This is a genomic window from Streptomyces sp. NPDC048523, from assembly GCF_043199815.1.
Lineage (GTDB): Bacteria > Actinomycetota > Actinomycetes > Streptomycetales > Streptomycetaceae > Streptomyces.
The window spans coordinates 934,703-958,694 of the sequence record NZ_JBICWQ010000003.1 but is presented as its reverse complement, the minus strand read 5'-3'; the positions used below and the strand labels follow the sequence as shown (position 1 = coordinate 958,694).

Genomic DNA, 23,992 nt, shown 5'->3' with positions numbered 1-23,992 from the left:
GACCCCGTCTGATGCTCACCGTGCGGAACAGAGGGGCTGCTCCGCACGGGAGGTGATGGCATGTCAGGAAGGCTTCTGCGTCTGGTGTGTACGGCGGCGGTGGCGGCCGGCACCGCCCTGGCACCGGCGCCCGCGACGGCCGTACCGGAGCCGGAGCCGCGTGAGCGGTCCGTCGCCGAGCTGCTGACGGATCTTCAGCGGCTGTACCGGGAGGCCGAGGAGGCCACCGAGACCTACAACGCCACCGAGGAGAAGCTGAAGGCGAAGCGCGCCGAGGTGAGCCGGCTGGACGCCGCGCTCTCCAAGGCCCGGCTCTCGCTGCACGACAGCCGGGGTGCCGCGGGGCGGCTGGCCCGCCAGCAGTACCAGAACAGCACCGGTATCTCGCCGTACGTCCGTCTCCTGCTCGCCCGCGACCCCCAGCACGCTCTCGAACAGGGCCATGTCATCGGCCGGTTGGCGCGGGACCGGGCCGAGACGGTGGGCCGCCTGTCCGGCACCGAGCACCGCGCCGACGAACTGGCCCGCAAGGCGCGCAAGGCGCTCGACGACCAGCTCACGCTCGCCGACCGGCAGAAGAAGGAGCGGGACGCCGTACGGGGCAAGCTCGCCGGCGTGGAGGATCTCCTCGCCTCCCTCACCGCCGAACAGCTCACCCGGCTGGCCGAGTTCGAGGAGAAGGGGATCGAGAAGGCGCAGCAGGAGCTGACCACCTCGGGCGCCCTCGGCGACGACAACCGTGGACCCACCCGCAAGGGCGACAAGGCCCTGGAGTACGCCCGGCGCCAGCTCGGGAAGCCGTACCAATGGGGCGCCGAGGGTCCGAGGACGTACGACTGTTCGGGGCTGACCTCGCGGGCCTGGGCGCATGCCGGCACCCGGATCCCGAGGACCAGCCAGGAGCAGTGGGCCCGGCTGCCGAGGGTTCCGCTGAAGGACCTGCGGCCGGGCGACCTGGTCCTCTATTTCCCCGGGGCCACGCATGTGGCGCTGTACGTGGGCCGCGGCGAGGTCATCGAGGCCCCGAGGACGGGCGAGAAGATCAAGCTGTCCCCGCTCGCGTCCCACCCGCTGCTCGGGGCCGTACGTCCGGACGGCGCCGGTCAGGCACCCGCGACCGAGGCGAGGTAGGCCTGCGTCTTCTCCGGTTCGTAGAAGAAGTTCTCGAAGTCGGCCGGGTCGTTGAAGGCGTTGGCGAAGCGGTCGGCGACCGGCTGCAGCTGTCCGGCCGCGCCGATCAGGTTCAGGATGTGCTCCGGCGGCGGCGCGAGCATCGCGTTGGTCCACTTGGTGACGTGCTGGGCGGTGGCCCAGTACCGCTCGAACGTCGCCCGCATCCACTCCTCGTCGAACTCCTTCTCGCCCTGGTCGAGGATCGACGCGAGGTAGGAGGCCGCGCACTTGGACGCCGAGTTGGAGCCCTGCCCGGTGATCGGGTCGTTGGCGACGACGACGTCGGCCACGCCCAGGACCAGTCCCCCACCGGGCAGGCGGCCTATCGGATTGCGCACGGTGGGCGCGTAGCGGCCGGCCAGCGTGCCACCGGCGTCCGTGAGTTCGACGTTCGTGGCGCGCGCGTACTCCCAGGGCAGGAACGTCTCCATGAGTTCCAGGGTCAGGGAGAGGTGTTCCGCCGGGTCCTTCACGCCGTTGAAGACGTCGAGCGGGCCGCCGGGTATGCCCTCCCAGAAGAGGATGTCGGCACGCCCGGAGGTGGTGAGCGTCGGCATGACGAACAGTTCGCCGACACCAGGGACGAGGTTGCAGCGCACGGCCTCGGTGTCCGGGTGCTCGGGGCGCGGGCCCAGGCCGTGGACGTAGGAGACGGCGAGCGCGCGCTGCGGCTCGCGGTACGGGGAGCGCTCCGGGTCCCTCGCGAACATGGAGACCAGCTCGCCCTTGCCGGCCGAGACCAGCACGAGGTCGTACGTACGGGAGAAGTAGTCGAGGTCGCCGACCGCGGCACCGTGGATGACGAGCTGGCCGCCGCGCTGGGCGAACGTCTCCATCCAGCCGGCCATCTTCACGCGCTGGTCGACCGACTGCGCGTACCCGTCGAGGTGTCCCAGCCAGTCGATCGCGCGCTGCGAGGGGCCCGGGTCGAACGAGCCGGGGGCCGCCACCGAGACGCCGAGTCCTTCGATCTTCGGGGCCTGGGACTCCCAGAAGTTCAGCTGGAGATCGCGCTCGTGCTGGAGTGCCGTGTGGAACATGCACTGCGTCGACATGACCCGGCCGGCGCGGATCTCGTCCGCCGTCCGGTTGGACATCAGGGTGACCTCGTACCCGTGCGACTGGAGGCCGAGGGCGAGCTGGAGGCCGGACTGGCCGGCTCCGACGACGAGTATCTTCCGCATGCGGGTGCTGTTCTCCTACTCGGGGGTGACATCCAGTGCGTGGCCGACCAGGGACAGGAGCGTCTCGATCACCGAGATCTTCCGCCGCGCGTCCATGATCATGACAGGTATGTGGGCGGGGATGGTCAAGGCCTCCCGCACGTCCTCCGGTTCGAAGCGATCGCTGCCGTCGAAGTGGTTGACCGCGACAACGTAGGGCATCCCACAGCCGTCGAAGTAGTCCAGCGCCGGGAAGCAGTCCTTCAACCGCCTGGTGTCCGCGAGGACGACCGCGCCGATCGCGCCGCGCACCAGGTCGTCCCACATGAACCAGAACCGCTCCTGGCCCGGTGTGCCGAACAGGTACAGGACCAGGTCGTCGTCGAGCGTGATGCGGCCGTAGTCCATGGCCACGGTGGTGGTGACCTTCTCCGGGGTGCCGGTGAGGTCGTCGACCTGCTCGCTGGCCTCGGTCATCAGCGCCTCCGTCTGGAGGGGCTCGATCTCCGAGACGGTGCCGACGAGGGTGGTCTTGCCGACGCCGAAGCCGCCGGCCACGACTATCTTCGTGGCGATGGGGGCCCGGGTGCGGTCCGTCTGCCAGGACCTGAGGTTGTCGTCGGTCTCGACATCGACGAACGGGGTGACGCCGAACGCCTGGGAGGCGGCGGCGTCAGAGACGACGGAGTCCACTCAGCACCCTTTCCAGCAGAGCGCGGTCGGGACGGCCCGTACCGTGACCGGTCCCGGTGCCGTACACACGGATCTTTCCCTGGTCCGCGAGGTCGCTGAGGAGCACCCGGACCACGCCGAGCGGCATCTTCAGGAGCGCGGCGATCTCGGCCACCGTGCGCATCCGGCGGCACAGTTCGACGATGGCCCGCAGCTCCGGCATGACCGACCGCAGCCCGCCGTTGGTGAGCTCCTTGCGCTCCTCGGCGGCTTCGAGGGCCGCTGTGCTCGCCACGAACGTCTCCACGAGGAGGACGTGGCCGAAGCGGGTCCGGCCGCCGGTGAGCGAGTACGGGCGGACCCGGGCGGCCTTGCGGTCGCCGCCGCGGACCGGGAGCTCGGGCCTGTTCGTCATCGGGCGCTCCCTGTCGCGTCGTGCTCCAGCGACTGCCGTAGCTCGCTGCGGAGTTCGGGGGTCAGGACGTGTCCGGCACGGCCGACGAACAGGGCCATGTGGTACGCCACGACGCTCATGTCGCAGTCCGCCGAGCCGTGCACACCGAGCAGCGAGCCGTCGCTGATCGACATCACGAACAGACTGCCCTCGTCCATCGCGATCATGGTGTGCTTCGTCGCGCCGAAGTCCATGAGCTTGGCGGCACCGAGGGTGAGGCTGCCGATGCCGGAGACGATGGTCGCGAGGTCGGCGGCGGAGCCTCGCGGGCCGGAGGGTTTGCCGTCCCGGGCCTCGCGTGCCTCCGCGTTGCGCTCGGCGTCGGAGGAGAGCAGGAGCAGGCCGTCGGAGGAGACCACGGCGACGGACTGGACGCCGGGGACCTCCTCGACGAGGTTGGTCAGCAGGAAGTGGAGATTGCGGGCTTCACGACTCAGTCCGAAGGTACTGGGCGCGGTCAACTGCTTGCCTCCTCGGCTGTGCCCCCCGTGGCTTCTTCGGATGCGGTGCGTTGTGTGCGGTGTTCTGCGGCCGGCAGCTGGGTCTCGCCGGTCTGTTCCTTGATCTCCGCCGCCACGTCGCGGTGTCCGGCTTCCGCCCCCCGGTGGAAGCCGCCGAGCCTGCGGCGGAGTGCGTCGGCGTCCACGGACGCGTTGCGCCGGCGCGGGGCCGGGGTGGTGGGTGCGGTGATCCTGGGGGTGCGCTTGGGGAGGCCCTTGTCGGTGAGGGGCTCCTCGTCGGCGCGGGTGTGTTCGGTCTCGGTCTCGCCTGCGGCGGCGGGTTCCGGTGCCGACGGCTCGTCCGGTACGGGGTCCGGCTCTCCCTGTGCCGGTACCGGGGCGAGGAGTTCCATCGTCGTCTCGGCGGGGGACTCCGGCGCCGGCTTCGACTCCGGCTCCGCTTCCGCCTCTGCGTCGCGTACGGCGTTCTCGGCCAGGGCCACCAGGGGGTCGCCGCCCTCCGAACGGCCGCTGAGGACGTTGGAGTTGGCCTCCGCGTCCGCGCCGGGGAGGGAGAAGGAGTGGGTCGCGCCGGTGACCGGGCCGGTGCCGGAGGCCGGTACGGCGGACGCGGGTGCGGCGGTGAGCAGCGGCTTGGGGAGGACCACCACCGCGGCCACACCCCCCTGCTTCTGCTCGCGCAGCTGCACGCGGACGCCGTGCCGGTGGGCGAGGCGGGCCACGACGTACAGGCCGAGGCCCAGCCCCTCGTCGCCCTCGTCGCGCGACTCGTAGGCGGCCTCGGGATCGAAGTCGGCGAGGCGGGAGTTGAGGGTGGTCATCCGCTCGGCGGTCATGCCGATGCCCTCGTCCTGCACGGAGAGCATGACCTCGCCGCTCTCCAGGAGCCAGCCGGAGACCTCGACGGGCAGGTCGGGCGGGGAGAACGAGGTGGCGTTCTCCATCAGTTCGGCCAGCAGGTGCGAGAGGTCGTCCGCGGCGAAGCCGGCCACGTGGGCGTGCGGCGGCAGGGCGGCGATGCGGACGCGCTCGTAGCGCTCGATCTCGCTGACGGCGGCGCGGACCACGTCGACGAGCGGGACCGGCCCGGCGCTCTGCTGCACGTGTTCCGTGCCGGCCAGGACGAGGAGGTTCTCGCTGTGGCGGCGCATGACCGTGGCGAAGTGGTCGAGCTTGAAGAGGGTCGCCAGGCGCTCCGGGTCCTGCTCGCGCTCCTCCAGGCCCTCGATGACGGCCAGTTGCCGCTCGACGAGGCCGAGGGTGCGCAGCGCCAGGCTGACGAAGGTGGCGCCGATGGTGGTGCGCAGGCGCTCCAACTGGGCGGCGGACTCGGCGAGTTCCTCCTTCAGTTGCTCGCGGGCGTCCGCCATCTTCTGGCGCTGGCCGACCAGGTGCTTGCGGTCGGACTCCAGGGTGGCGATCCGCTCGGCGAGCGCGACGGCGTGCGCGTGCAGGGTGTTGACGGAGCGGACGACCTGGGCGAACTCGTCGTTGCGGCCGGTGAAGGAGACCGCTTCCTGGGTCGTGGGGTCCTCGGCCCCGGCGAGCCGGGCGGAGCCGCGGCGCAGCACGGACAGGGGCCGGGTCAGGGTGCGGGCCATGGCGGTGGTGATACCGACGGCCAGCAGCATCAGGGCGCCGAGGATCGCGACCCGCAGCTCCAGCGCGGTGACGTCGTCGTCGCGCAGTTGCTCCAGCGCCTTGACGCGGCGGTCGAAGAGCGCGGACTCGGCGCCGCGCATCAGGTCGACGCGGGCGGACAGGGCGGCGTCGACCTTGCTCGTGCTCGTGCCGAGTTCGCCGTCGGTGAAGGTGGGCTGGTCGGTGAGGGCGGCGAGGTACTTGTCGGCGGAGTTGACCTCGGGGCCGGTGACCGTGGAGTCGTAGCTCGCCTTGGCGGCGGCGGGCGCGGACTCCCGGAAGTCGGCGAGGGCCGCGTCGGAGCGCAGCCGGGCCTGCTGGGCGGCGGCGCTGAGCGCCTCACGCTGCTTGGCGTCGGCGGCCGAGGAGACCTTCCTGGTGGTCGTCAGGCCGGTGATCGGGTCGTAGTCGCTCTCGGTCGACGTCGGCACGCCGAGCGCCGCGAGCAGCAGTCCGCGGGTGGCGGCGGCCTGCTGTACGGCGGAGTCCAGCTCGGCGAGGGAGTAGGCGCCGGAGCCGGCGCGGGCCGGCATCTTCTCGGCCAGTTCCTCGGCGAGGCGGTGCAGTTCGGTGATGGCTGCGGAGTAGGCGTTGTGCGTCTCGAGCGCGGTGGTCCTGCCGGTGAGCGCGGAGCGTCGTACGGCGGCGATGTCGTCGAGGTCGGCACGCAGGGTCGGGGACAGGTCGCTGTCGGCGCGCAGTTCCTCGGCCTGGCGGTCGACGCGGGCGCTCGACTGCTCGCCGGGCGCCTTCGCCCTGGGCCGTCCGGCCGCGATGTAGGGGGTGACCTCGTCGCGTTCGTCGGCGAGCGCGTGGGCGAGGTCGAGGGCGTCCTGGGTCTGCTCGGCGAGCGTCACCAGGTCCTGGGAGTCGTGGAGTTCTCCGGAGGCGGTGACGAGGGAGGGGGCGCCGGCCCCGGCGATCGCGGCGGCCACGACGGCGGCGGCGAGAATCAGCCGGGTGCGGACGTGGGTGGGGCGGCCCTTGCCGACAGGAGTCCCGGGGGCGCCCGGCGTGGCGGATGTGTGCTCCGCGCCGTTGCCGGAGGCCGTCTGCTTGCCTGTGCGACGAGGCCGCGTCTTCTGCACCGCTGCTCGCATTCCTGAACTCGTGATACCCATGGGCCCGGGGTGACGCTCCGTCAACTGGTGTGCACACCGGGGTACGGTTCCCGACCCTCCCAGCGCCGGTGGGCGGTGGTCGCCCATCGCCTGAGCCGCCACCCGAAGGAGTGAACCCCGGAGGGGAGTTGGCGGGCAAGTTCCCGCGGCACACGCACGGACCCGGGGCGGCGGGCCGGTTGGACGCCGGCGAAGACCGATGGCAGGATTCGCCACCACGCGTGCCCGGGGGCAGCCATTCCACCTCAAACCTGGCGGCTGACCTGCGCGACTGCGTCAATTCCGGGATCGTTGCCATGCTTTGGCGAAGCTTGTGAAGGGCTCGTGCAGACTGGCCGAATGCGTACGGAACTTGTCTCGGAACCCGGCGATGTCCAGCGGCCCAACGAGGACTTCGCGAGCGTCGCGCTCCCCGCGTCCGGACGGGGCGGCGTCCTGGTGGCCCTCGACGGGGTCACCCCGCCCACCGGTCCGACCGGCTGTCTGCATTCCGTCCCCTGGTTCACGGCCCGGCTCGGCGGGGCGCTGACCGAACTGGCCGTTTCGCTCATGGATGTTCCGCCGGCCGAGGTGCTGTCCCGCGCCATCGCACGCACAGCTGAGACACATGGTGAAGGTTGTGACCTTTCTCACCCGCGTACGCCGCAGGCGACGGTGGTGATGGCGCGGTGGTCCCCGGAGTCGGTCGAGTACCTGGTCCTGTCGGACTCGGCACTGCTGGTGGAGGCGCCGGACGGCAGGGTCACGGCGGTGCTGGACGACCGTCTCTCCCGTCTCCCCCACGCCTCCCTGGCCACGGACGCGCTGATCGACGCCCACCTGCGCAACAAGGAGGGGGGCTTCTTCACGGCGGCGGCGGATCCGTCGGTGGCGGGGCGCGCGGTGACGGGGGTGCTGCCGCGGTCGTCGGTACGCACCCTGCTGGCGCTGACGGACGGGGCGGCCCGGTGGGTGGAGAAGTTCCACGAGGGCGGCTGGGGCGACTGCTTCACCTTCGTCCGGAAGGAGGGGGCACAGGCCTTGGTGGACCGCGTCCGGGAGCTGGAGCGGGCGGACGCGAAGCCCCGGACGCACCTGGGCCGCAGCAAGACCCACGACGACGCGACGGTGGTGTACGCGGAACTGTGAGCCCGGCCCGCCCTGGGAGGTCGGGACGCACGTCCAGGCGCGAATCCCGGCCACGCCGGTCGGTAGTGGCAGTACCGGTAGCTCCGAACCCTGGGCGATCGGAGGCAGGCGGCCAGGGTCGCGTCCCGCAGATCCATACGGAGAGCCCGGGCGCGCCGGCGGCGGCCGGCCCGTGAGCGGGGGGTCACCCCGAACCCTGGACGGGGCTGGCGGCACGGACAGGACCGCGTCCCGTCCCGCCGAGCGGTGGGCAACCCCAGCCACGTCGGCCCGCACCGACGGTCACCGGCCGGCCCGTGACTGGTCACCCCGAGCCCTGACGGGTTGGCGGCACGGTCCGGACTGCGTCCCGGAGAGCGGTGGGGAACCCCGGCCGCGTTGGGCCGCACGGGCGGTCGCAGACAGGCCCGTGAGCGGGTCACCCCGAACGCTGCACGGGCGAGGACACGGCCAGGGCTGCGGCCTGCCGAGCGGCGCGAGAAGATCGGCCCCGTCGGCCCGCACGAGCGGTCGCCGACCCGCCTGACGGTCGGGGTACGGCCCGGCGGAGCGGACGCGCGTGCGTCGGCTGGGCAGCGATACCGCGGACGCCGAGCCGGAGCGGACCCTGCACGGCATCCTCGACTGCGTCGACCGGCGACCGGCACGGCGGAACAGACCGCCGTGCGGCGCCCTCGGTGCCAACCGGGCACCACCTCGACGGACACCCGGCCGGACGAGACCACCAACGCACTCGACGGCACCCACCCGGCACCACCACCACGGACACCCAGCCGGACCGGACCAGCAGACGGCACCCGCTCGGAGCAGACCACCGCACGGCCTGCTCAACGGCACCACCAACGGACGCCCCGCTACCTCACATGGTGGAACGCCACCTACTTCTCCATGCCCCGGTTCAGCTGGTGCAGCAGTCGCGCCAGTTCCGTCACCTCTCTCGAGTCCCAGTGCGCCAGGCGGCCCGCGTACCGGGCCCGGCGTGCGTCGCGGACCCGTTGGACACGGGAGCGGCCCTCCGGCGTGAGGTCGACCAGCCAGGCCCGGCCGTCCGCCGGGTCCGGCGCGCGGGCGACCAGGCCCAGGTCCTCCAGGGCGCGCAGCTGACGGGACATCGTGGCCTTGCCGACTCCGATGTAGGCGGCCAGTTCGGTGGCGCGCTGACGGCCGCATTCATCCAGACGGACGAGCAGCCCGTAAGCCGCCGACTCCAGGTCGGGGTGGACCTCGCGGGCCATCTCCCCCTGGTTGGCCCGGGCACGGCGCAGCAGGACGGTCAACTCACGTTCCAGCGCCAGGAATCCGGGCTTGTCCACACCGCTCGGCGCCACCTCGGCCCCGCCCGGGACACCGCCGCCGTTTTCCTCTTCGTGCACGTCAGCCCCTGCCTTGAATTTCCCGGCCGTGAATGTTCCGCCAGATTGCGACATCACCGCAGCCCCGTAAGTATTTCGCAGGGCTGGACCAATGGCAGCCGCCGGTCCCACTTCCCGACCCGTCGTCCTCGTACGGAGCGTCTTCAGAGAGGTGACTGGCATGCCCACGTCATCCCCAAAGGTCACTCAGTCATGTCCCACCGAGCGTCACCGAGCCCCCGGAGGCACGCCATGCCCGTGCGCAGACCCGAACAGATACGTCCCCGACGCCTCTTCCTCATAGGTCTCCTGCTCACCGCGTTCTCCCTGCTCCTCGCGGCCCCCGCCCCGGCCGCGGAAGCCCCCGACGCCACCGCCACCGCCACCGCCACCCCGGCCCGCGGCGACGCCCACATGGGCATGGGCGTCGTGGCGCACGACGGCCAGGACGGCCTGCCCGCCGACATCCGTGCCACCCAGACGGAGGGGGTCGACGTCGCCAGCTATCAGGGCAACGTCGCCTGGCCGACCCTGTGGAACAACGGCGTCCGGTGGGCGTACACCAAGGCGAGCGAGGGGACGTACTACACGAACCCCTACTTCTCCCAGCAGTACACCGGCGCCCACGGCGTCGGGATGATCCGCGGGGCCTACCACTTCGCCACCCCGGACACCACGAGCGGCGCGACACAGGCCGACTACTTCGTCGACCACGGCGGTGACTGGTCCAATGACGGCAGGACCCTCCCCGGGGTGCTCGACATCGAGTGGAACCCGTACGGCGACGCCTGCTTCGACAAGTCGCCGAGCGCGATGGTCACCTGGATCCGCGACTTCCTGAACCAGTACAAGGCGCGCACCGGCCGGCAGGCCGTCATCTACACCGCCACCAGCTGGTGGAACCAGTGCACCGGCAACTACGCCGGCTTCTCCGCCAACCCGCTCTGGATCGCCCACTACGCCTCGACCGCCGGCACCCTCCCGGCCGGCTGGAGCACGTACACCATGTGGCAGTACACCTCCACCGGCCCCACGGTCGGCGACCACGACCGCTTCAACGGCGCCCCGGACCGCGTACAGGCGCTGGCCAACGGCTGACCCGCCCCGGGTACGGCGAAGGCCCGGGCCTCCCTCACGAGAACCCGGGCCTCCACCTCAACCGGTGTCGGCGGCCGCAGCCCGCTGACGGGCTACGGCGTCACGCCGCCACCGGGACCTCCGGCGCGGCCCCGTTCGTCGCCGGGGACAGCGCCAGCTCCAGGACCTGTCGGACGTCGGTGACGGCGTGGACGTCGAGCTTGTCCAGCACCTCCGCCGGGACGTCGTCCAGGTCGGCCTCGTTGCGCTTGGGGATGATGACCGTGCTCACCCCGGCGCGGTGCGCGGCGAGCAGCTTCTGCTTCACGCCGCCGATCGGCAGGACCCGGCCGGTCAGCGAGACCTCGCCCGTCATGGCCACGTCCGTGCGGACCAGCCGGCCGGAGAGCAGCGAGGCCAGCGCCGTCGTCATGGTGACGCCCGCGCTCGGGCCGTCCTTGGGGACCGCGCCCGCCGGGAAGTGGATGTGCACGCCCCGGTCCTTCAGGTCAGCGACCGGCAGTTCGAGCTCAGCGCCGTGCGAGCGCAGGAAGCTCAGCGCGATCTGCGCGCTCTCCTTCATCACATCACCCAGCTGGCCGGTCAGCGTCAGACCCGCCGCGCCCGTCTCCGGGTCGGCCAGCGACGCCTCGACGAACAGCACGTCCCCGCCCGCTCCGGTGACCGCGAGTCCGGTGGCGACACCGGGGACCGCGGTCCGGCGCTCCGCCGGGTCCTGGGCCGACTCGGGCACGTGGTGCGGCCGGCCGATCAGACCGCGCAGCTCCTCGTCCGTGACCGTGAACGGCAGCTCCCGCTCGCCCAGTTCGTGCTGGGCCGCCACCTTGCGCAGCAGCCTCGCGATCGACCGCTCCAGGGTGCGGACGCCCGCCTCGCGCGTGTACTCGCCGGCGAGCTTGCGCAGGGCGCTCTCGTCGATGACGACCTCGTCCTTTTCCAGTCCCGCCCGCTCCAGCTGGCGCGGGAGCAGGTGGTCACGGGCGATGACGATCTTCTCGTCCTCCGTGTACCCGTCGAGCCGGACCAGCTCCATCCGGTCGAGCAGCGCCTCCGGGATCGCCTCCAGCACGTTGGCCGTGGCGAGGAAGACGACGTCCGACAGGTCGAGCTCGACCTCCAGGTAGTGGTCGCGGAAGGTGTGGTTCTGCGCCGGGTCCAGGACCTCCAGGAGGGCCGCCGCGGGGTCGCCGCGGAAGTCGGAGCCCACCTTGTCGATCTCGTCGAGCAGGACGACCGGGTTCATCGACCCCGCCTCCTTGATGGCCCGCACGATCCGGCCGGGCAGCGCGCCGACGTACGTCCGCCGGTGGCCGCGGATCTCCGCCTCGTCCCGGACGCCGCCGAGGGCGACGCGGACGAACTTGCGGCCCATGGCGTGCGCGACGGACTCGCCGAGCGAGGTCTTGCCGACGCCGGGCGGGCCCACGAGGGCGAGCACGGCACCACCGCGCCGGCCGCCGACGACCCCGAGGCCCCGCTCGTTACGGCGCTTGCGCACCGCCAGGTACTCGGTGATCCGCTCCTTCACGTCCTCCAGGCCCGCGTGCTCGGCGTCGAGGATCTCCTTGGCACCCTGGATGTCGTACGCGTCCTCGGTCCGTTCGTTCCACGGCAGTTCGAGGACGGTGTCCAGCCAGGTGCGGATCCAGGAACCCTCCGGGGACTGGTCGCTGGACCGCTCCAGCTTGTCGACCTCCTTGAGGGCGGCTTCCCGCACCTTCTCGGGCAGGTCGGCGGCCTCCACGCGGGCGCGGTAGTCGTCGGACTCCTCGCCCTCCTGCTCGCCGTTGAGCTCGCGCAGTTCCTTGCGTACGGCTTCCAGCTGACGGCGGAGCAGGAACTCCCGCTGCTGCTTGTCGACGCCCTCCTGGACGTCCTTCGCGATGGTCTCGGCGACGTCCTGCTCGGCGAGGTGGTCGCGCAGCTGCTGGGTGGCGAGCTTGAGGCGGGCGACCGGGTCGGCGGTCTCCAGCAGCTCGACCTTCTGCTCGGTGGTCAGGAAGGGCGAGTAACCGGAGTTGTCGGCGAGGGTGGACACGTCGTCGATGGCCTGCACCCGGTCCACGACCTGCCAGGCGCCGCGCTTGCGCAGCCAGGCGGTGGCGAGTGCCTTGTACTCCTTGACCAGTTCGGTCGCGTGGCCGGGCAGCGGGTCGGGGACGGTCTGGTCGACCGTGGTCCCCTCGACCCACAGCGCGGCGCCCGGGCCGGTGGTCCCCGCACCGATCTTCACCCGGCTCCGGCCGCGGATGAGCGCGCCGGGGTCGCCGTCGGCCAGCCGGCCGACCTGCTCGACGGTGCCGAGCACTCCGGTGCTCGCGTAGGTGCCGTCGATGCGTGGCACCAGGAGGACCTTGGGCTTTCCGGGTTCCGAGCGGGCGGCGGCCTGGGCGGCCTCCACCGCGGCGCGTACGTCGGTGTCGTTCAGGTCCAGCGGAACCACCATTCCGGGCAGCACGACCTCGTCGTCGAGCGGCAGCACGGGCAGGGTGAGCGGTGTGGACGTCGAAGCCATGATCTCCCCTTAGGCAGTCAAGTTGAGCTATGCCGACTCAATGCCCCGCGGCCTTCGAATGTTCCCCACCCGTTTGCCTGTTCGCTGTCGGCGATCACGACTGCCGGAATCGGCGGGTAGGGCCCTATGGTCGTCCGGTACCGGACAGGTAATAGCCACCTACCGCGAGCGACCATTACAGGGGGATGTCATGGATGTCATGGACGGAGTCGTAAAGGCGTGGGTGACCGGCTGGGTCGTGTCCCGCGGGGCGGCGGCTCCGGAGCATGAGCCGTGGGGTTTCACCATCGACGTGGGACAGCTCGCGCATGTGTCCCGGCACGTCTTCGACGCGCTCGGCGACGACGTGGACGAGAAGGCCGTACGCCAGGTGGCGGACGGGGTGACGGGGGCCGGGGTGTGGCTCAAGGTGTTCCAGGACCCGGAGGTGGTCGGGGGCTGGCTCGGCGAGGGCTGGTGGGTGGATCCCGAACCCGGCTTCCTCATGACGGTCCCCCTGACCACGGCCACAACCACGACCACGCCGGCCGAACGCCCCGCCGCGCCCGCCGGATACCGGCTGCGCACCTGGACCGTCCGCGGCGTCACGCGCATGCTCGTCGCCGCGCCCGACGGTTCCCTCGCGGCGCGCGGCCAGGTCGCCCCGACCGGCGCCACCGCCGTCTTCGACCAGATCGAGACCGCGGCCGCCCATCGGCGCCGGGGACTGGGCAGTCTCGTCATGCGCACCCTCCAGGCCGTGGCGGCCGCCACGGGGGCGCAGACCGGCGTACTGGCGGGGACGCCCGCGGGCCGGGGCCTGTACGAGGCTCTGGGCTGGCATGTGGAAGCTCCGCTCACCAGTGCGAAGTTCGTGGGACCGGACGCCGGGTGACGGCCCGTCACCGCCCGCGGGAAATCCGGAGACGGCAGAGGACGGTCTCTGTCATGCTCCGGTGGTTCCCACCGGCCGCACGACGGGCAACACCGGGCCGGCCCTTCCTCTTCCCGACGGCCACGAGACACGCGCGCGGGGGACGACCATCACGACCGAGAGGCCGACCATCATCACGGCAGGCACACACCCGCTCCTCTCCGCCTACGACGACCAGATGCGCGGTGCTCCCCCGACCCCGCCCGCGGGGGTGACGTACGAGCAGGACGGGCCGTTGCTGCGGATCGTCGGTCAGTTCCGAGGGTTCGTGAGCGGGCCGCGCGACCTCGGCGTGGAGGGCGACGCGCTCGACGAACTCATCGCGCGGCAACGGGACTTCTTCGCGGCGCGCGGCGAGGCCGTCGAGTGGAAGACCCGCTCCCACGACACCCCGGCCGACCTAACCGAACGACTCCGCGCGGCCGGTTTCGTGCCCGAGGAGCGGGAGACCGTCCTGGTCGGCCGGGCCGCCGAGCTGGCCGTACGACAGCCCGTGCTCCCGGAAGGCGTCACCGTGCGTCGCGTCATGGCGGACGCCGACATGCGCCGGATCGCCGCGATGGAGTCGACGGTGTGGGGAGAGGACCGGAGCTGGCTCGCCGACGACCTGATCGGCCGGGTCGCCACCGCGCCGGACGACATCGCGGTGTACGTCGCCGAGGCAGGCGGCGAAGTGGTGTGCGCCGCCTGGCTGGTGTTCCGCGCGGGCACCGAGTTCGCGAGCCTGTGGGGCGGCTCCACGCTCGCCGAGTGGCGGGGCAGGGGCATCTACCGCGCCCTGGTCGCCGTACGCGCCGCTCTCGCCGTCTCCCGCGGGGTCACCTGTCTGCACGTGGACGCGTCGGACGACAGCGCGCCCATCCTGCGCCGACTCGGCTTCCACGCGATCACCACGACTACGCCGTACGTCTGGACCCCGCCGGCCCGCTGACTGCGCCGCGGCGCCGCAGCAGCGGCCAGGTCGCGACACCGATCGCCAGGGCGATCGGGTGACCCCAGTCGGTCATCGGGTCGGTGAACGCGATCAGGTCGGTCACCAGCAGCCAGCCGAAGAGGGCCAGCAAGGACCAGCGCAGCCACGGCCGGAGCAGTCCGGCCAGCGCGCCGAGGCACGCGGCCACGCCGAAGCTGACGCCGTAGTCGAGGCGGTGCAGCGAACTGGCGGGCAGATGCCCGGCCAGGACCGCGAGGCCTGTCGGGACCTCCGTGGCGAGGGTCGCCCCGACATGCCCGAGCAGGAAGACACCCGCCGTGCGCACTCCGCCGATCCGCCGCTCCAGCGCGGTGAGGACGAACAGCAGGGCGAGGGCGTACGGCGAGAGGATCCCGCCCGCGATCCACAGCGCGCTGGCCACCAGCACCAGGACGGGCATCCGCACGAGGTGCGCGACATCGGTGCTGGAGCCCTGGTACAGGGTGTGCACGAGGGCGGGGTCCAGTTGCGCGGCGACCAGGGAGACGGCGGCCAGGACGGCGCCGTAGACGAAGGTGAACGGTGTCCCGGTGGGAGTGGGGAGCAGCCGCTGGAGCCGGAGGACGCGAAATCCGGTGTCCGGGGCGGTCGTTGCCGGGGGTGTCGCGGGTGTCCCGGCGGCACACCGCTCGGCCCGTCCCCGCTGCCGGGGCACCCCGTCGAGGAGCGCGGCCACGTCCGGAAAGCACGCGTCCGGGGCAGGAGCTTTCGGTGCGGGCGGGTCGGAAGGGGCTGGGGGCGTGGTCCGTTCCAAGGTGAGCTGCTCCTTCCGTCCCACCCCACCCTTCGCGCCCCACCCGCCCGCTGTCTGTGACCGACGCCACCCCGGCCCCGATTCACAGGGACTTCTCAAGGAGCCCCGGCCCGGTCGCCGTACCTGCCAAGATGGGCCGATGCCCACCTCGTACGACATTCCCGAAGTCCTGGACCGTCGCGAGGGCCCGTACGGAGAGGTCGTCCTGCGGCGGCACGGCGAGTTGCTCCAGATCATCGCCAACGGCTGCTTCCTGATGGACACCTCCGACGGACGCTCGGAGCGGAGGCTCGTCGACGCGGCGCTCGCCGCGCTCGACGACCGTCCCGATCCGCACGTCCTCATCGGCGGCCTCGGCGTCGGCTTCTCGCTCGCACACACGGTCGCGAACCCCCGGTGGGGCCGGATCACGGTCGTCGAGCGGGAACCCGCGATCATCGACTGGCACCGCGCGGGCCCGCTCTCGGCGCTCACGGCGAAGGCGCTCGCCGATCCCCGGACGAACATTCTGAAAACGGATCTGGTCGAATTCGTCAATGAGACATGCGCCACTTTTGACGTGCTGTGCCTCGACATCGACAACGGACCCGACTGGACGGTCACGGAGAGCAACGGCGGACTCTACGCGCGTACCGGACTCACAAGCTGCGCAAGGGTGTTGAAGCCGGGCGGTGTACTGGCCGTGTGGTCGGCCAAACCCTCTCCGGAATTTGAGCAATCACTGGCAAATGCCGGGTTCCAACAGGTACGTACCGAGGAGATCCCCGTTGCCCGGGGCGTACCCGACGTCGTCCATCTCGCCGTCCGACCTGGATAGCAAAGGGGTGACGGCTCCCCGTACTCTGCTTCCCTACGCCGATCATTCAAGCGTCAATCGCAGTCATGCGCAGACAAGGAATCACCCCACATGGTTCCGGAAAGCACTCCCCAGGGGCGGGCGATGGAGCAGACACACACCTCCCACAACGGTTCGACGGCCACTCCCGGCGCCCAGCGCCGGGTCCTGGTCGTCGAGGACGATCCGACGATCGTCGACGCCATCGCGACCCGCCTGCGCGCCGAGGGATTCCTCGTGCAAACGGCGGTGGACGGTCCGTCAGCGGTCGACACGGCCGAGGCCTGGCAGCCGGACCTGCTGATCCTCGACATCATGCTGCCCGGCTTCGATGGTCTGGAGGTCTGCCGCCGCGTGCAGGCCGCCCGTCCGGTCCCGGTGCTCATGCTGACGGCCCGTGACGACGAGACCGACATGCTGGTCGGTCTCGGTGTCGGCGCCGACGACTACATGACCAAGCCGTTCTCGATGCGAGAGCTGGCCGCGCGCGTGCACGTCCTGCTGCGGCGCGTCGAGCGGGCCGCGCTGGCCGCCACCACGCCGCGCTCCGGCATCCTCCGGCTCGGCGAGCTGGAGATCGACCACGCGCAGCGCCGGGTGCGGGTCCGCTCGGAGGACGTCCACCTGACGCCCACCGAGTTCGACCTCCTGGTGTGCCTGGCGAACACCCCGCGCGCGGTGCTCTCCCGTGAGCAGCTGCTCGCCGAGGTGTGGGACTGGGCGGACGCCTCCGGCACCCGGACCGTCGACAGCCACATCAAGGCCCTGCGCCGGAAGATCGGCGCCGAGCGGATCCGCACGGTGCACGGCGTGGGCTACGCCCTGGAGACGCCGACGCCATGAGCGAGGGTCCGGCCGGCCGGAGAAACCCCAGGGAACCCTGGGGCGGAGTGAGCCCCTTCTCGATCAAGACCAAGCTGGGTGCGCTGGTCGTCATCGCGGTCCTCATCACCACCGGGCTGATGATGATCGCGATGCGCACAGCCACCGAGCTGCGCTTCATCACGGTCTTCTCGATGATCGCCACACTCCTGATTACGCAGTTCGTGGCGCATTCGCTCACCGCGCCCCTGGACGACATGAACGCGGTCGCCCGGTCCATCTCGCACGGCGACTACACCCGCCGGGTCCGCGAGAACCGCCGGGACGAACTGGGTGACCTGGCCCAGACGATCAACCGCATGGCGGACGACCTGGAGGCCCAGGAACGCCAGCGCAAGGAACTTGTGGCAAATGTCTCCCACGAGCTGCGCACACCCATCGCGGGCCTGCGCGCCGTGCTGGAGAACATCGTCGACGGGTTCACCCAGGCCGATCCCGAGACCATGCGCACGGCTCTGAAACAGACCGAGCGGCTGGGCCGGCTGGTGGAGACGCTGCTGGACCTGTCCCGCCTCGACAACGGCGTCGTACCGCTGAAGAAGCGCCGGTTCGAGGTGTGGCCGTATCTCTCGGGCGTGCTCAAGGAGGCCAACATGGTCGCCACGGCCCGCGCGGGCATCGCCTCGGGATCCGGCAGCCACACGCGCAACGACGTCCATCTGCACCTCGACGTCTCGCCGCCCGAGCTGACCGCGCACGCCGACCCGGAGCGCATCCACCAGGTCGTCGCCAACCTGATCGACAACGCGGTGAAGCACAGCCCGGCACACGGACGGGTGACGGTCAAGGCGCGGCGCGGGGCCCTGCCCGAGTCGCTCGAACTGGAGATCCTCGACGAGGGCCCCGGCATTCCGCGCTCGGAGTGGCACCGCGTCTTCGAGCGGTTCAACCGCGGTCAGGTCATGCGGCCGCACGGTCCGGGCAGCGACGGCGGCACCGGGCTCGGGCTCGCGATCGCCCGCTGGGCGGTGGATCTGCACGGCGGCCGGATCGGAGTGGCCGAATCCGAGCGGGGCTGCCGGATCCTTGTCACCCTTCCGGGACTTCCCTCTCTGCCAAGTTGACGTAAAGTTCGAAGCGGAGCCGCAAGATCCATCTCTGTTCCGCGCTGACGGACACGTGTGATCAGGCAGAGGGCCGCGCCGCAGTCGCGCAGAGCCCCGCTCGGCCCTTCCCTGGGGCGGACGCGCGTACCGGAACCACGCTTGTTTCCCGCCATTTCCACCCGCGAAACACGCTCTTCGATGTGACTTACACGACGATGGACGGGCCCGGCCTGACCTTCGCGGTCTTGGGGGCGTAGCCTTTATTCCCGCTGTCCATCACCTTGTGAGAAGCGGAAGAGGGCGGTTGCCGCCGTGTCGCCACAGTCCCCCAGTAACTCGAGCATCTCGACCGACGCAGACCAAGCGGGCAAGAACCCCGCTGCCGCGTTCGGGCCGAACGAGTGGCTCGTCGACGAGATCTATCAGCAGTACCTCCAGGATCCGAATTCCGTAGACCGTGCCTGGTGGGACTTCTTCGCCGACTACAAGTCGGGGGGTGCCGCCCCGGCTGCGGCGGGTACCGCGGCCGCGGGGGCCGCGGAGACCACCACCGCTCCGGCGCAGGCCGCCCCGGCTCCCAGCGCCCCGGCCCAGGCTGCCGCGCCGGCTCAGGCCGCTGCTCCGGCCGCCAAGCCGGCCGCCGCGGCTCCGGCCCCGGCCAAGGCCGCAGCACCGGCCGCCGCTCCGGCGCAGGCCGCTCCGGCCGCCAAGCCGGCGGCTGCGAAGCCCGCCGCGAAGCCGGCCGCCGAGGCCGCCCCCGCGGAGGGCCCGGAGCTGGTGACGCTGCGCGGCCCCGCCGCCGCGGTCGCGAAGAACATGAACGCCTCCCTGGAGCTGCCCACGGCCACGTCCGTGCGCGCGGTCCCGGTGAAGCTGCTCTTCGACAACCGCATCGTCATCAACAACCACCTCAAGCGCGCCCGGGGCGGGAAGATCTCCTTCACGCACCTGATCGGGTACGCGATGGTGCAGGCCATCAAGGCCATGCCGTCGATGAACTGGCACTACGCGGAGAAGGACGGGAAGCCCACCCTCGTCAAGCCGCCGCACGTCAACTTCGGCCTCGCCATCGACCTGGTGAAGCCCAACGGCGACCGCCAGCTGGTCGTCGCGGGCATCAAGAAGGCCGAGACGCTGAACTTCTTCGAGTTCTGGCAGGCCTACGAGGACATCGTCCGCCGCGCCCGTGACGGCAAGCTGACGATGGACGACTTCACCGGTGTCACGGTCTCCCTGACCAACCCCGGCGGCCTCGGCACGGTCCACTCCGTGCCGCGTCTGATGCCCGGCCAGTCGGTCATCATGGGCGTCGGCTCCATGGACTACCCGGCGGAGTTCCAGGGCACCTCCCAGGACACCCTGAACAAGCTCGGTATCTCGAAGGTCATGACGCTCACGTCGACCTACGACCACCGGGTCATCCAGGGCGCCGCCTCCGGCGAGTTCCTGCGCATCGTCGCGAACTACCTGCTCGGCGAGAACGGCTTCTACGACGAGATCTTCGAGGCCCTGCGCATCCCCTACGAGCCGGTCCGCTGGCTCAAGGACATCGACGCCTCGCACGACGACGACGTCACCAAGGCCGCCCGCGTCTTCGAGCTGATCCACTCCTACCGGGTCCGCGGCCACGTCATGGCCGACACCGACCCGCTGGAGTACCGCCAGCGCAAGCACCCCGACCTGGACATCACCGAGCACGGCCTCACCCTGTGGGACCTGGAGCGGGAGTTCGCGGTCGGCGGCTTCGCCGGCAAGTCCCTGATGAAGCTGCGCGACATCCTCGGCGTGCTGCGCGACTCGTACTGCCGCACCACCGGCGTCGAGTTCATGCACATCCAGGACCCGAAGCAGCGCCGCTGGATCCAGGACCGCATCGAGCGCTCGCACACCAAGCCCGAGCGCGAGGAGCAGCTGCGCATCCTGCGCCGGCTGAACGCCGCGGAGGCCTTCGAGACCTTCCTGCAGACCAAGTACGTCGGCCAGAAGCGCTTCTCCCTGGAGGGCGGCGAGTCCGTCATCCCGCTGCTCGACGCGGTGCTGGACTCGGCCGCCGAGTCCCGCCTGGACGAGGTCGTCATCGGCATGGCCCACCGCGGCCGGCTGAACGTCCTGGCGAACATCGTCGGCAAGTCGTACGCGCAGATCTTCCGCGAGTTCGAGGGCAACCTCGACCCGAAGTCGATGCACGGCTCCGGCGACGTGAAGTACCACCTGGGCGCCGAGGGCACCTTCACCGGCCTGGACGGCGAGCAGATCAAGGTCTCGCTGGCCGCGAACCCCTCCCACCTGGAGACGGTCGACCCGGTCATCGAGGGCATCGTCCGCGCCAAGCAGGACATCATCAACAAGGGCGGCACGGACTTCACCGTCCTGCCGGTCGCCCTGCACGGTGACGCGGCCTTCGCGGGCCAGGGCGTGGTGGCCGAGACCCTGAACATGTCGCAGCTGCGGGGTTACCGCACCGGCGGCACGGTCCACATCGTCATCAACAACCAGGTCGGTTTCACGGCGGCCCCCGAGTCGTCGCGTTCCTCGATGTACGCCACGGACGTGGCCCGCATGATCGAGGCCCCGATCTTCCACGTGAACGGTGACGACCCGGAGGCCGTGGTCCGCGTCGCGCGCCTGGCCTTCGAGTTCCGCCAGGCGTTCAACAAGGACGTGGTGATCGACCTCATCTGCTACCGCCGCCGCGGTCACAACGAGTCGGACAACCCGGCCTTCACCCAGCCGCTGATGTACGACCTGATCGACAAGAAGCGCTCGGTGCGCAAGCTCTACACCGAGTCCCTCATCGGTCGCGGCGACATCACCCTGGAAGAGGCCGAGCAGGCGCTGCAGGACTACCAGGGCCAGCTGGAGAAGGTCTTCACCGAGGTCCGCGAGGCCGCCACGGCCCAGCCGGCCGCCGGTCCCGTCTCCGACCCGCGGGCCGAGTTCCCGGTCGCCGTGAACACCGCGATCTCCGCGGAGGTCGTGAAGCGGATCGCCGAGTCCCAGGTCAACATCCCCGACACCTTCAACGTCCACCCGCGTCTGCTGCCGCAGCTGCAGCGCCGGGCGTCGATGGTCGAGGACGGCACGATCGACTGGGGCATGGGCGAGACGCTGGCCGTCGGCTCCCTGCTCCTGGAGGGCACGCCGGTCCGGCTGTCCGGCCAGGACTCGCAGCGCGGCACCTTCGGGCAGCGGCACGCGGTCCTCATCGACCGTGAGACGGGCGAGGAGCACACCCCGCTCCAGTACCTCAACGAGGACCAGGCCCGCTACAACGTCTACAACTCCCTGCTGTCCGAGTACGCGGTCATGGGCTTCGAGTACGGCTACTCGCTGGCCCGCCCGGACGCGCTCGTGCTGTGGGAGGCGCAGTTCGGCGACTTCGTCAACGGCGCGCAGACGATCGTCGACGAGTACATCTCGGCGGCGGAGCAGAAGTGGGGCCAGACGTCCGGCGTCACCCTGCTCCTCCCCCACGGCTACGAGGGCCAGGGCCCGGACCACTCGTCCGCGCGCGTGGAGCGCTTCCTCCAGCTCTGCGCCCAGAACAACATGACGGTCGCGATGCCGACCCTGCCGTCGAACTACTTCCACCTCCTGCGGTGGCAGGTGCACAACCCGCACCACAAGCCGCTGGTGGTCTTCACCCCGAAGTCGATGCTGCGCCTCAAGGCCGCCGCGTCGAAGACGGAGGAGTTCACGACGGGTCAGTTCCGCCCGGTCATCGGCGACACGTCCGTGGACGCCGCGGCGGTCCGCAAGGTCGTCTTCGTGGCGGGCAAGCTGTACTACGACCTGGAGGCCGAGCGTCAGAAGCGCGGCATCTCGGACACGGCGATCATCCGCATCGAGCGCCTGTACCCGCTGCCGGGTGCCGAGCTCCAGGCGGAGATCGCCAAGTACCCGAACGCCGAGAAGTACCTGTGGGCCCAGGAGGAGCCGGCGAACCAGGGCGCGTGGCCCTTCATCGCCCTCAACCTGATCGACCACCTGGACCTCGCGGTCGGCGCGGAGGTTCCGCACGGCGAGCGGCTGCGGCGGATCTCCCGCCCGCACAGCTCGTCCCCGGCGGTCGGTTCCGCCAAGCGGCACCAGGCGGAGCAGGAGCAGCTGGTGCGCGAGGTGTTCGACGCGTAACCCCTCTTCGGGGCAGTACGTGACCGGGCCGCATCCCTCTCCCGAGGGGTGCGGCCCGGCCGTTTCGGCGCACTTATCCTTGAGCCATGTACTTCACGGACCGTGGCATCGAGGAACTGGAGAAGCGGCGCGGTGAGGAGGAGGTCACCTTCGAGTGGCTCGCCGAGCAACTGCGAACCTTCGTCGACCTCAATCCCGACTTCGAGGTACCGGTGGAACGACTGGCCACATGGCTGGCCCGCCTGGACGACGAGGACGACGACTAGGCCGTACGGCTCGCCGACCGCGGGGCCCTCTGAGACGCCCCGGTTTTGGTGCCGGCGGTCCGGTGAGGGGGTCAGTTGGGGGGGCGTCGCGGGGGCGTGTCAGGTCGTACGACCCCCGAGCGCGCCGTGCGCCAGGGGCAGCGTCCCCGCCGCCAGCCGGCCGCCGCCGGGGCGCCGTAGGCCCCAGTCGACCAGCGGAGGCGGGCCGGCCCGATCCAGCATCGGCGTCAGTCGCGCGGGTGCATCAAGTCGTACGACACCCCCAGCCCACCTGCCCCTAGCAGCAGCGTCTCCGCCGCCAGCCAGCCGCCGGGATGCCGTAGGCCCCAGGCGACCAGCCGGAGGCCAGCGCGATCCTGCACCGGCGTCAGCCGCGGGGGTGCGTCAAGTCGTACGACACCCCCAGCGCACACTGCGTCGGCCGCAGCCCCGCCGGTACTGCGGTGCCGTAGGCCCCAGGTGGCCAACGGGGACGGGTCCAGGGCGAGTTGTCGTGCCGGCGATCAGGCCCGGGGGTCAGTCGCGGGGATGCGACAGGTCGTACAAGACTCCGAGCGCGCCGTGCGCCAGCAGCAGCGTCCCCGCCGTCAGCCAGCCGGCACTGCGGTGCCGTAGGCCCCAGGCGGCCAGTGGGAGGCCTGCTGCCAGCTGGGCCAGGGCTAGGGTGCGCGCCTTCGGGTCGCCTGACCAGGGGAGCCAGGGCGTGAGGCGGCGGCCGGCGGCCACCTGGAGTTCGTCGCGGACCGTTTCCCACCCGCCCTCCCACTCGATCGGGACGGCGTCCGGCCGGTCCCGGACCACCTCGCGGAGGCGGTCGGCCGGTTCGCCGGGAGCGAGACCTGCGGGGAGGCTGAGGCCCACGCGCGTGAGGATCGCGAGCAGGCCGCGCAGGCGGGCGCGGGCGTCCGAGGCAGGGTCCGGTTGCGTGAGGCGGTCCAGGGACTGGACGTCCAGGACGGGGTCGAGGCCGAGACGGGCCGCGAAGGTACGCATGGCCTCGTCCTCGCCGGCCGGCGTGCCGTTGGTGAGCCAGATGTAGCCGACTGGGCGGCGGAAGCCGGAGGCGAGGGTGTAGCCGCCGCGCTCCGCGTCCCACCACAGCGCGAGGACGGCCCAGGGAGCGCCGACGGCCAGGGCGGTGGCCCAACCGGTCATGACACGGTCGACCGGCTCCTCACCGCGCAGCCACGGCCCGCCTTCCGGCACGAGGACGCTCCACCCCTGCCCCGCGCGCGTGAGCAGCATCCGCTCGCGCAGCAGCCGGGCGACGGGAGCGACAGAATCCGGCTCAGCGCGGCACAGCAGCAGGGCGCCGGGGGCGGGACCGGTGCGACCGGCACGGGAGGTGGCTTCCGTCGACATGATCACACGCTAGGGCGATTCACTCCGATTGGTCATATTTACACCCTCC

At 71.2% G+C, this 23,992-nt stretch carries 20 protein-coding genes; 10 read left to right on the top strand and 10 right to left on the bottom strand.

Features of this window, described 5'->3' with window-relative positions; genetic code table 11:
- Nucleotides 1-60 precede the first annotated feature (60 nt).
- Nucleotides 61-1,131, top strand: coding sequence for an NlpC/P60 family protein (locus ACGFWE_RS20250; RefSeq protein ID WP_352390183.1), 1,071 nt, complete (start codon nt 61-63; stop codon nt 1,129-1,131).
- On the opposite strand, the gene ACGFWE_RS20245 is transcribed toward ACGFWE_RS20250, so the two are convergent.
- Genes ACGFWE_RS20245 through ACGFWE_RS20225 form a run of 5 tightly spaced genes read right to left on the bottom strand, consistent with a single transcriptional unit; the run spans nt 1,104 to nt 6,652 of the window.
- On the bottom strand, nt 1,104-2,357 hold the full coding sequence (locus ACGFWE_RS20245) for a styrene monooxygenase/indole monooxygenase family protein (RefSeq protein WP_352390184.1): 1,254 nt from the start codon (nt 2,355-2,357) through the stop codon (nt 1,104-1,106). The genes ACGFWE_RS20250 and ACGFWE_RS20245 overlap by 28 nt on opposite strands.
- 15 nt (nt 2,358-2,372) lie before the next feature.
- Nucleotides 2,373-3,029, bottom strand: coding sequence for an ATP/GTP-binding protein (locus ACGFWE_RS20240; RefSeq protein ID WP_393600620.1), 657 nt, complete (start codon nt 3,027-3,029; stop codon nt 2,373-2,375).
- Nucleotides 3,010-3,423 carry a DUF742 domain-containing protein gene (locus ACGFWE_RS20235; protein WP_352390186.1) on the bottom strand — a complete coding sequence of 138 codons (414 nt, stop codon included), beginning with the start codon at nt 3,421-3,423 and terminating at the stop codon, nt 3,010-3,012. The genes ACGFWE_RS20240 and ACGFWE_RS20235 overlap by 20 nt, the downstream gene beginning before the upstream one ends.
- The gene (locus tag ACGFWE_RS20230; protein ID WP_352390187.1) at nt 3,420-3,923 is read right to left on the bottom strand and encodes a roadblock/LC7 domain-containing protein; all 504 of its coding nucleotides are present in this window, start codon (nt 3,921-3,923) and stop codon (nt 3,420-3,422) included. Before ACGFWE_RS20230 ends, ACGFWE_RS20235 begins: the two co-directional genes overlap by 4 nt.
- Nucleotides 3,920-6,652 carry a nitrate- and nitrite sensing domain-containing protein gene (locus tag ACGFWE_RS20225; protein ID WP_393600619.1) on the bottom strand — a complete coding sequence of 911 codons (2,733 nt, stop codon included), beginning with the start codon at nt 6,650-6,652 and terminating at the stop codon, nt 3,920-3,922. Before ACGFWE_RS20225 ends, ACGFWE_RS20230 begins: the two co-directional genes overlap by 4 nt.
- A 372-nt stretch (nt 6,653-7,024) precedes the next feature.
- On the opposite strand from ACGFWE_RS20225, the gene ACGFWE_RS20220 reads away from it, so the two are divergent.
- Nucleotides 7,025-7,813 (top strand): hypothetical protein, encoded by a 789-nt coding sequence (locus ACGFWE_RS20220; protein WP_393600618.1) that lies wholly within the window; start codon nt 7,025-7,027, stop codon nt 7,811-7,813.
- Between the two features lie 878 nt (nt 7,814-8,691).
- Here ACGFWE_RS20220 and ACGFWE_RS20215 read toward each other — a convergent pair.
- On the bottom strand, nt 8,692-9,186 hold the full coding sequence (locus tag ACGFWE_RS20215) for a MarR family winged helix-turn-helix transcriptional regulator (protein ID WP_393600617.1): 495 nt from the start codon (nt 9,184-9,186) through the stop codon (nt 8,692-8,694).
- Nucleotides 9,187-9,417: 231 nt separating this feature from the next.
- On the opposite strand from ACGFWE_RS20215, the gene ACGFWE_RS20210 reads away from it, so the two are divergent.
- Nucleotides 9,418-10,263 (top strand): lysozyme, encoded by an 846-nt coding sequence (locus ACGFWE_RS20210; protein WP_393600616.1) that lies wholly within the window; start codon nt 9,418-9,420, stop codon nt 10,261-10,263.
- 100 nt (nt 10,264-10,363) lie between these two features.
- Here the strand turns inward: ACGFWE_RS20210 and lon are convergent, their stop codons facing one another.
- A complete protein-coding gene (gene lon / locus ACGFWE_RS20205) occupies nt 10,364-12,778 on the bottom strand; it encodes an endopeptidase La (protein WP_352390192.1) in 2,415 nt (804 codons plus the stop codon).
- Nucleotides 12,779-12,977: 199 nt separating this feature from the next.
- Here lon and ACGFWE_RS20200 point away from each other — a divergent pair, with 199 nt between their 5' ends.
- Entirely contained in the window at nt 12,978-13,652 is a 675-nt protein-coding gene (locus ACGFWE_RS20200) for a GNAT family N-acetyltransferase (RefSeq protein ID WP_393600615.1), read from the top strand.
- A 217-nt stretch (nt 13,653-13,869) separates the two neighbouring features.
- Entirely contained in the window at nt 13,870-14,622 is a 753-nt protein-coding gene (locus ACGFWE_RS20195) for a GNAT family N-acetyltransferase (RefSeq protein ID WP_393600825.1), read from the top strand.
- Here the strand turns inward: ACGFWE_RS20195 and ACGFWE_RS20190 are convergent.
- The gene (locus ACGFWE_RS20190) at nt 14,588-15,418 is read right to left on the bottom strand and encodes a rhomboid-like protein (RefSeq protein WP_393600614.1); all 831 of its coding nucleotides are present in this window, start codon (nt 15,416-15,418) and stop codon (nt 14,588-14,590) included. The genes ACGFWE_RS20195 and ACGFWE_RS20190 overlap by 35 nt on opposite strands.
- Nucleotides 15,419-15,557: 139 nt before the next feature.
- Here ACGFWE_RS20190 and ACGFWE_RS20185 point away from each other — a divergent pair, with 139 nt between their 5' ends.
- The 5 genes from ACGFWE_RS20185 to ACGFWE_RS20165 all read left to right on the top strand — a co-directional run bounded on the left by ACGFWE_RS20185 (nt 15,558) and on the right by ACGFWE_RS20165 (nt 22,581).
- On the top strand, nt 15,558-16,235 hold the full coding sequence (locus ACGFWE_RS20185; RefSeq protein WP_352390194.1) for a spermidine synthase: 678 nt from the start codon (nt 15,558-15,560) through the stop codon (nt 16,233-16,235).
- Nucleotides 16,236-16,358: 123 nt separating this feature from the next.
- Nucleotides 16,359-17,096, top strand: a complete 738-nt coding sequence (locus ACGFWE_RS20180; protein ID WP_352390195.1) for a response regulator transcription factor — start codon at nt 16,359-16,361, stop codon at nt 17,094-17,096.
- Entirely contained in the window at nt 17,093-18,199 is a 1,107-nt protein-coding gene (locus ACGFWE_RS20175) for an ATP-binding protein (protein WP_352390196.1), read from the top strand. The genes ACGFWE_RS20180 and ACGFWE_RS20175 overlap by 4 nt, the downstream gene beginning before the upstream one ends.
- A 294-nt stretch (nt 18,200-18,493) precedes the next feature.
- Nucleotides 18,494-22,315 (top strand): multifunctional oxoglutarate decarboxylase/oxoglutarate dehydrogenase thiamine pyrophosphate-binding subunit/dihydrolipoyllysine-residue succinyltransferase subunit, encoded by a 3,822-nt coding sequence (locus tag ACGFWE_RS20170; protein WP_393600613.1) that lies wholly within the window; start codon nt 18,494-18,496, stop codon nt 22,313-22,315.
- A gap of 86 nt (nt 22,316-22,401) precedes the next feature.
- Nucleotides 22,402-22,581: a DUF6104 family protein gene (locus ACGFWE_RS20165; protein WP_030049542.1), complete on the top strand. Its 180-nt coding sequence runs from the start codon at nt 22,402-22,404 to the stop codon at nt 22,579-22,581.
- Between the two features lie 99 nt (nt 22,582-22,680).
- Here the strand turns inward: ACGFWE_RS20165 and ACGFWE_RS20160 are convergent, their stop codons facing one another.
- Together ACGFWE_RS20160 and ACGFWE_RS20155 are read right to left on the bottom strand one after the other, a co-directional pair.
- Nucleotides 22,681-22,803 (bottom strand): hypothetical protein, encoded by a 123-nt coding sequence (locus ACGFWE_RS20160; RefSeq protein WP_393600612.1) that lies wholly within the window; start codon nt 22,801-22,803, stop codon nt 22,681-22,683.
- Between the two features lie 294 nt (nt 22,804-23,097).
- A complete protein-coding gene (locus tag ACGFWE_RS20155) occupies nt 23,098-23,943 on the bottom strand; it encodes a hypothetical protein (RefSeq protein ID WP_393600611.1) in 846 nt (281 codons plus the stop codon).
- Nucleotides 23,944-23,992: the final 49 nt, after the last annotated feature.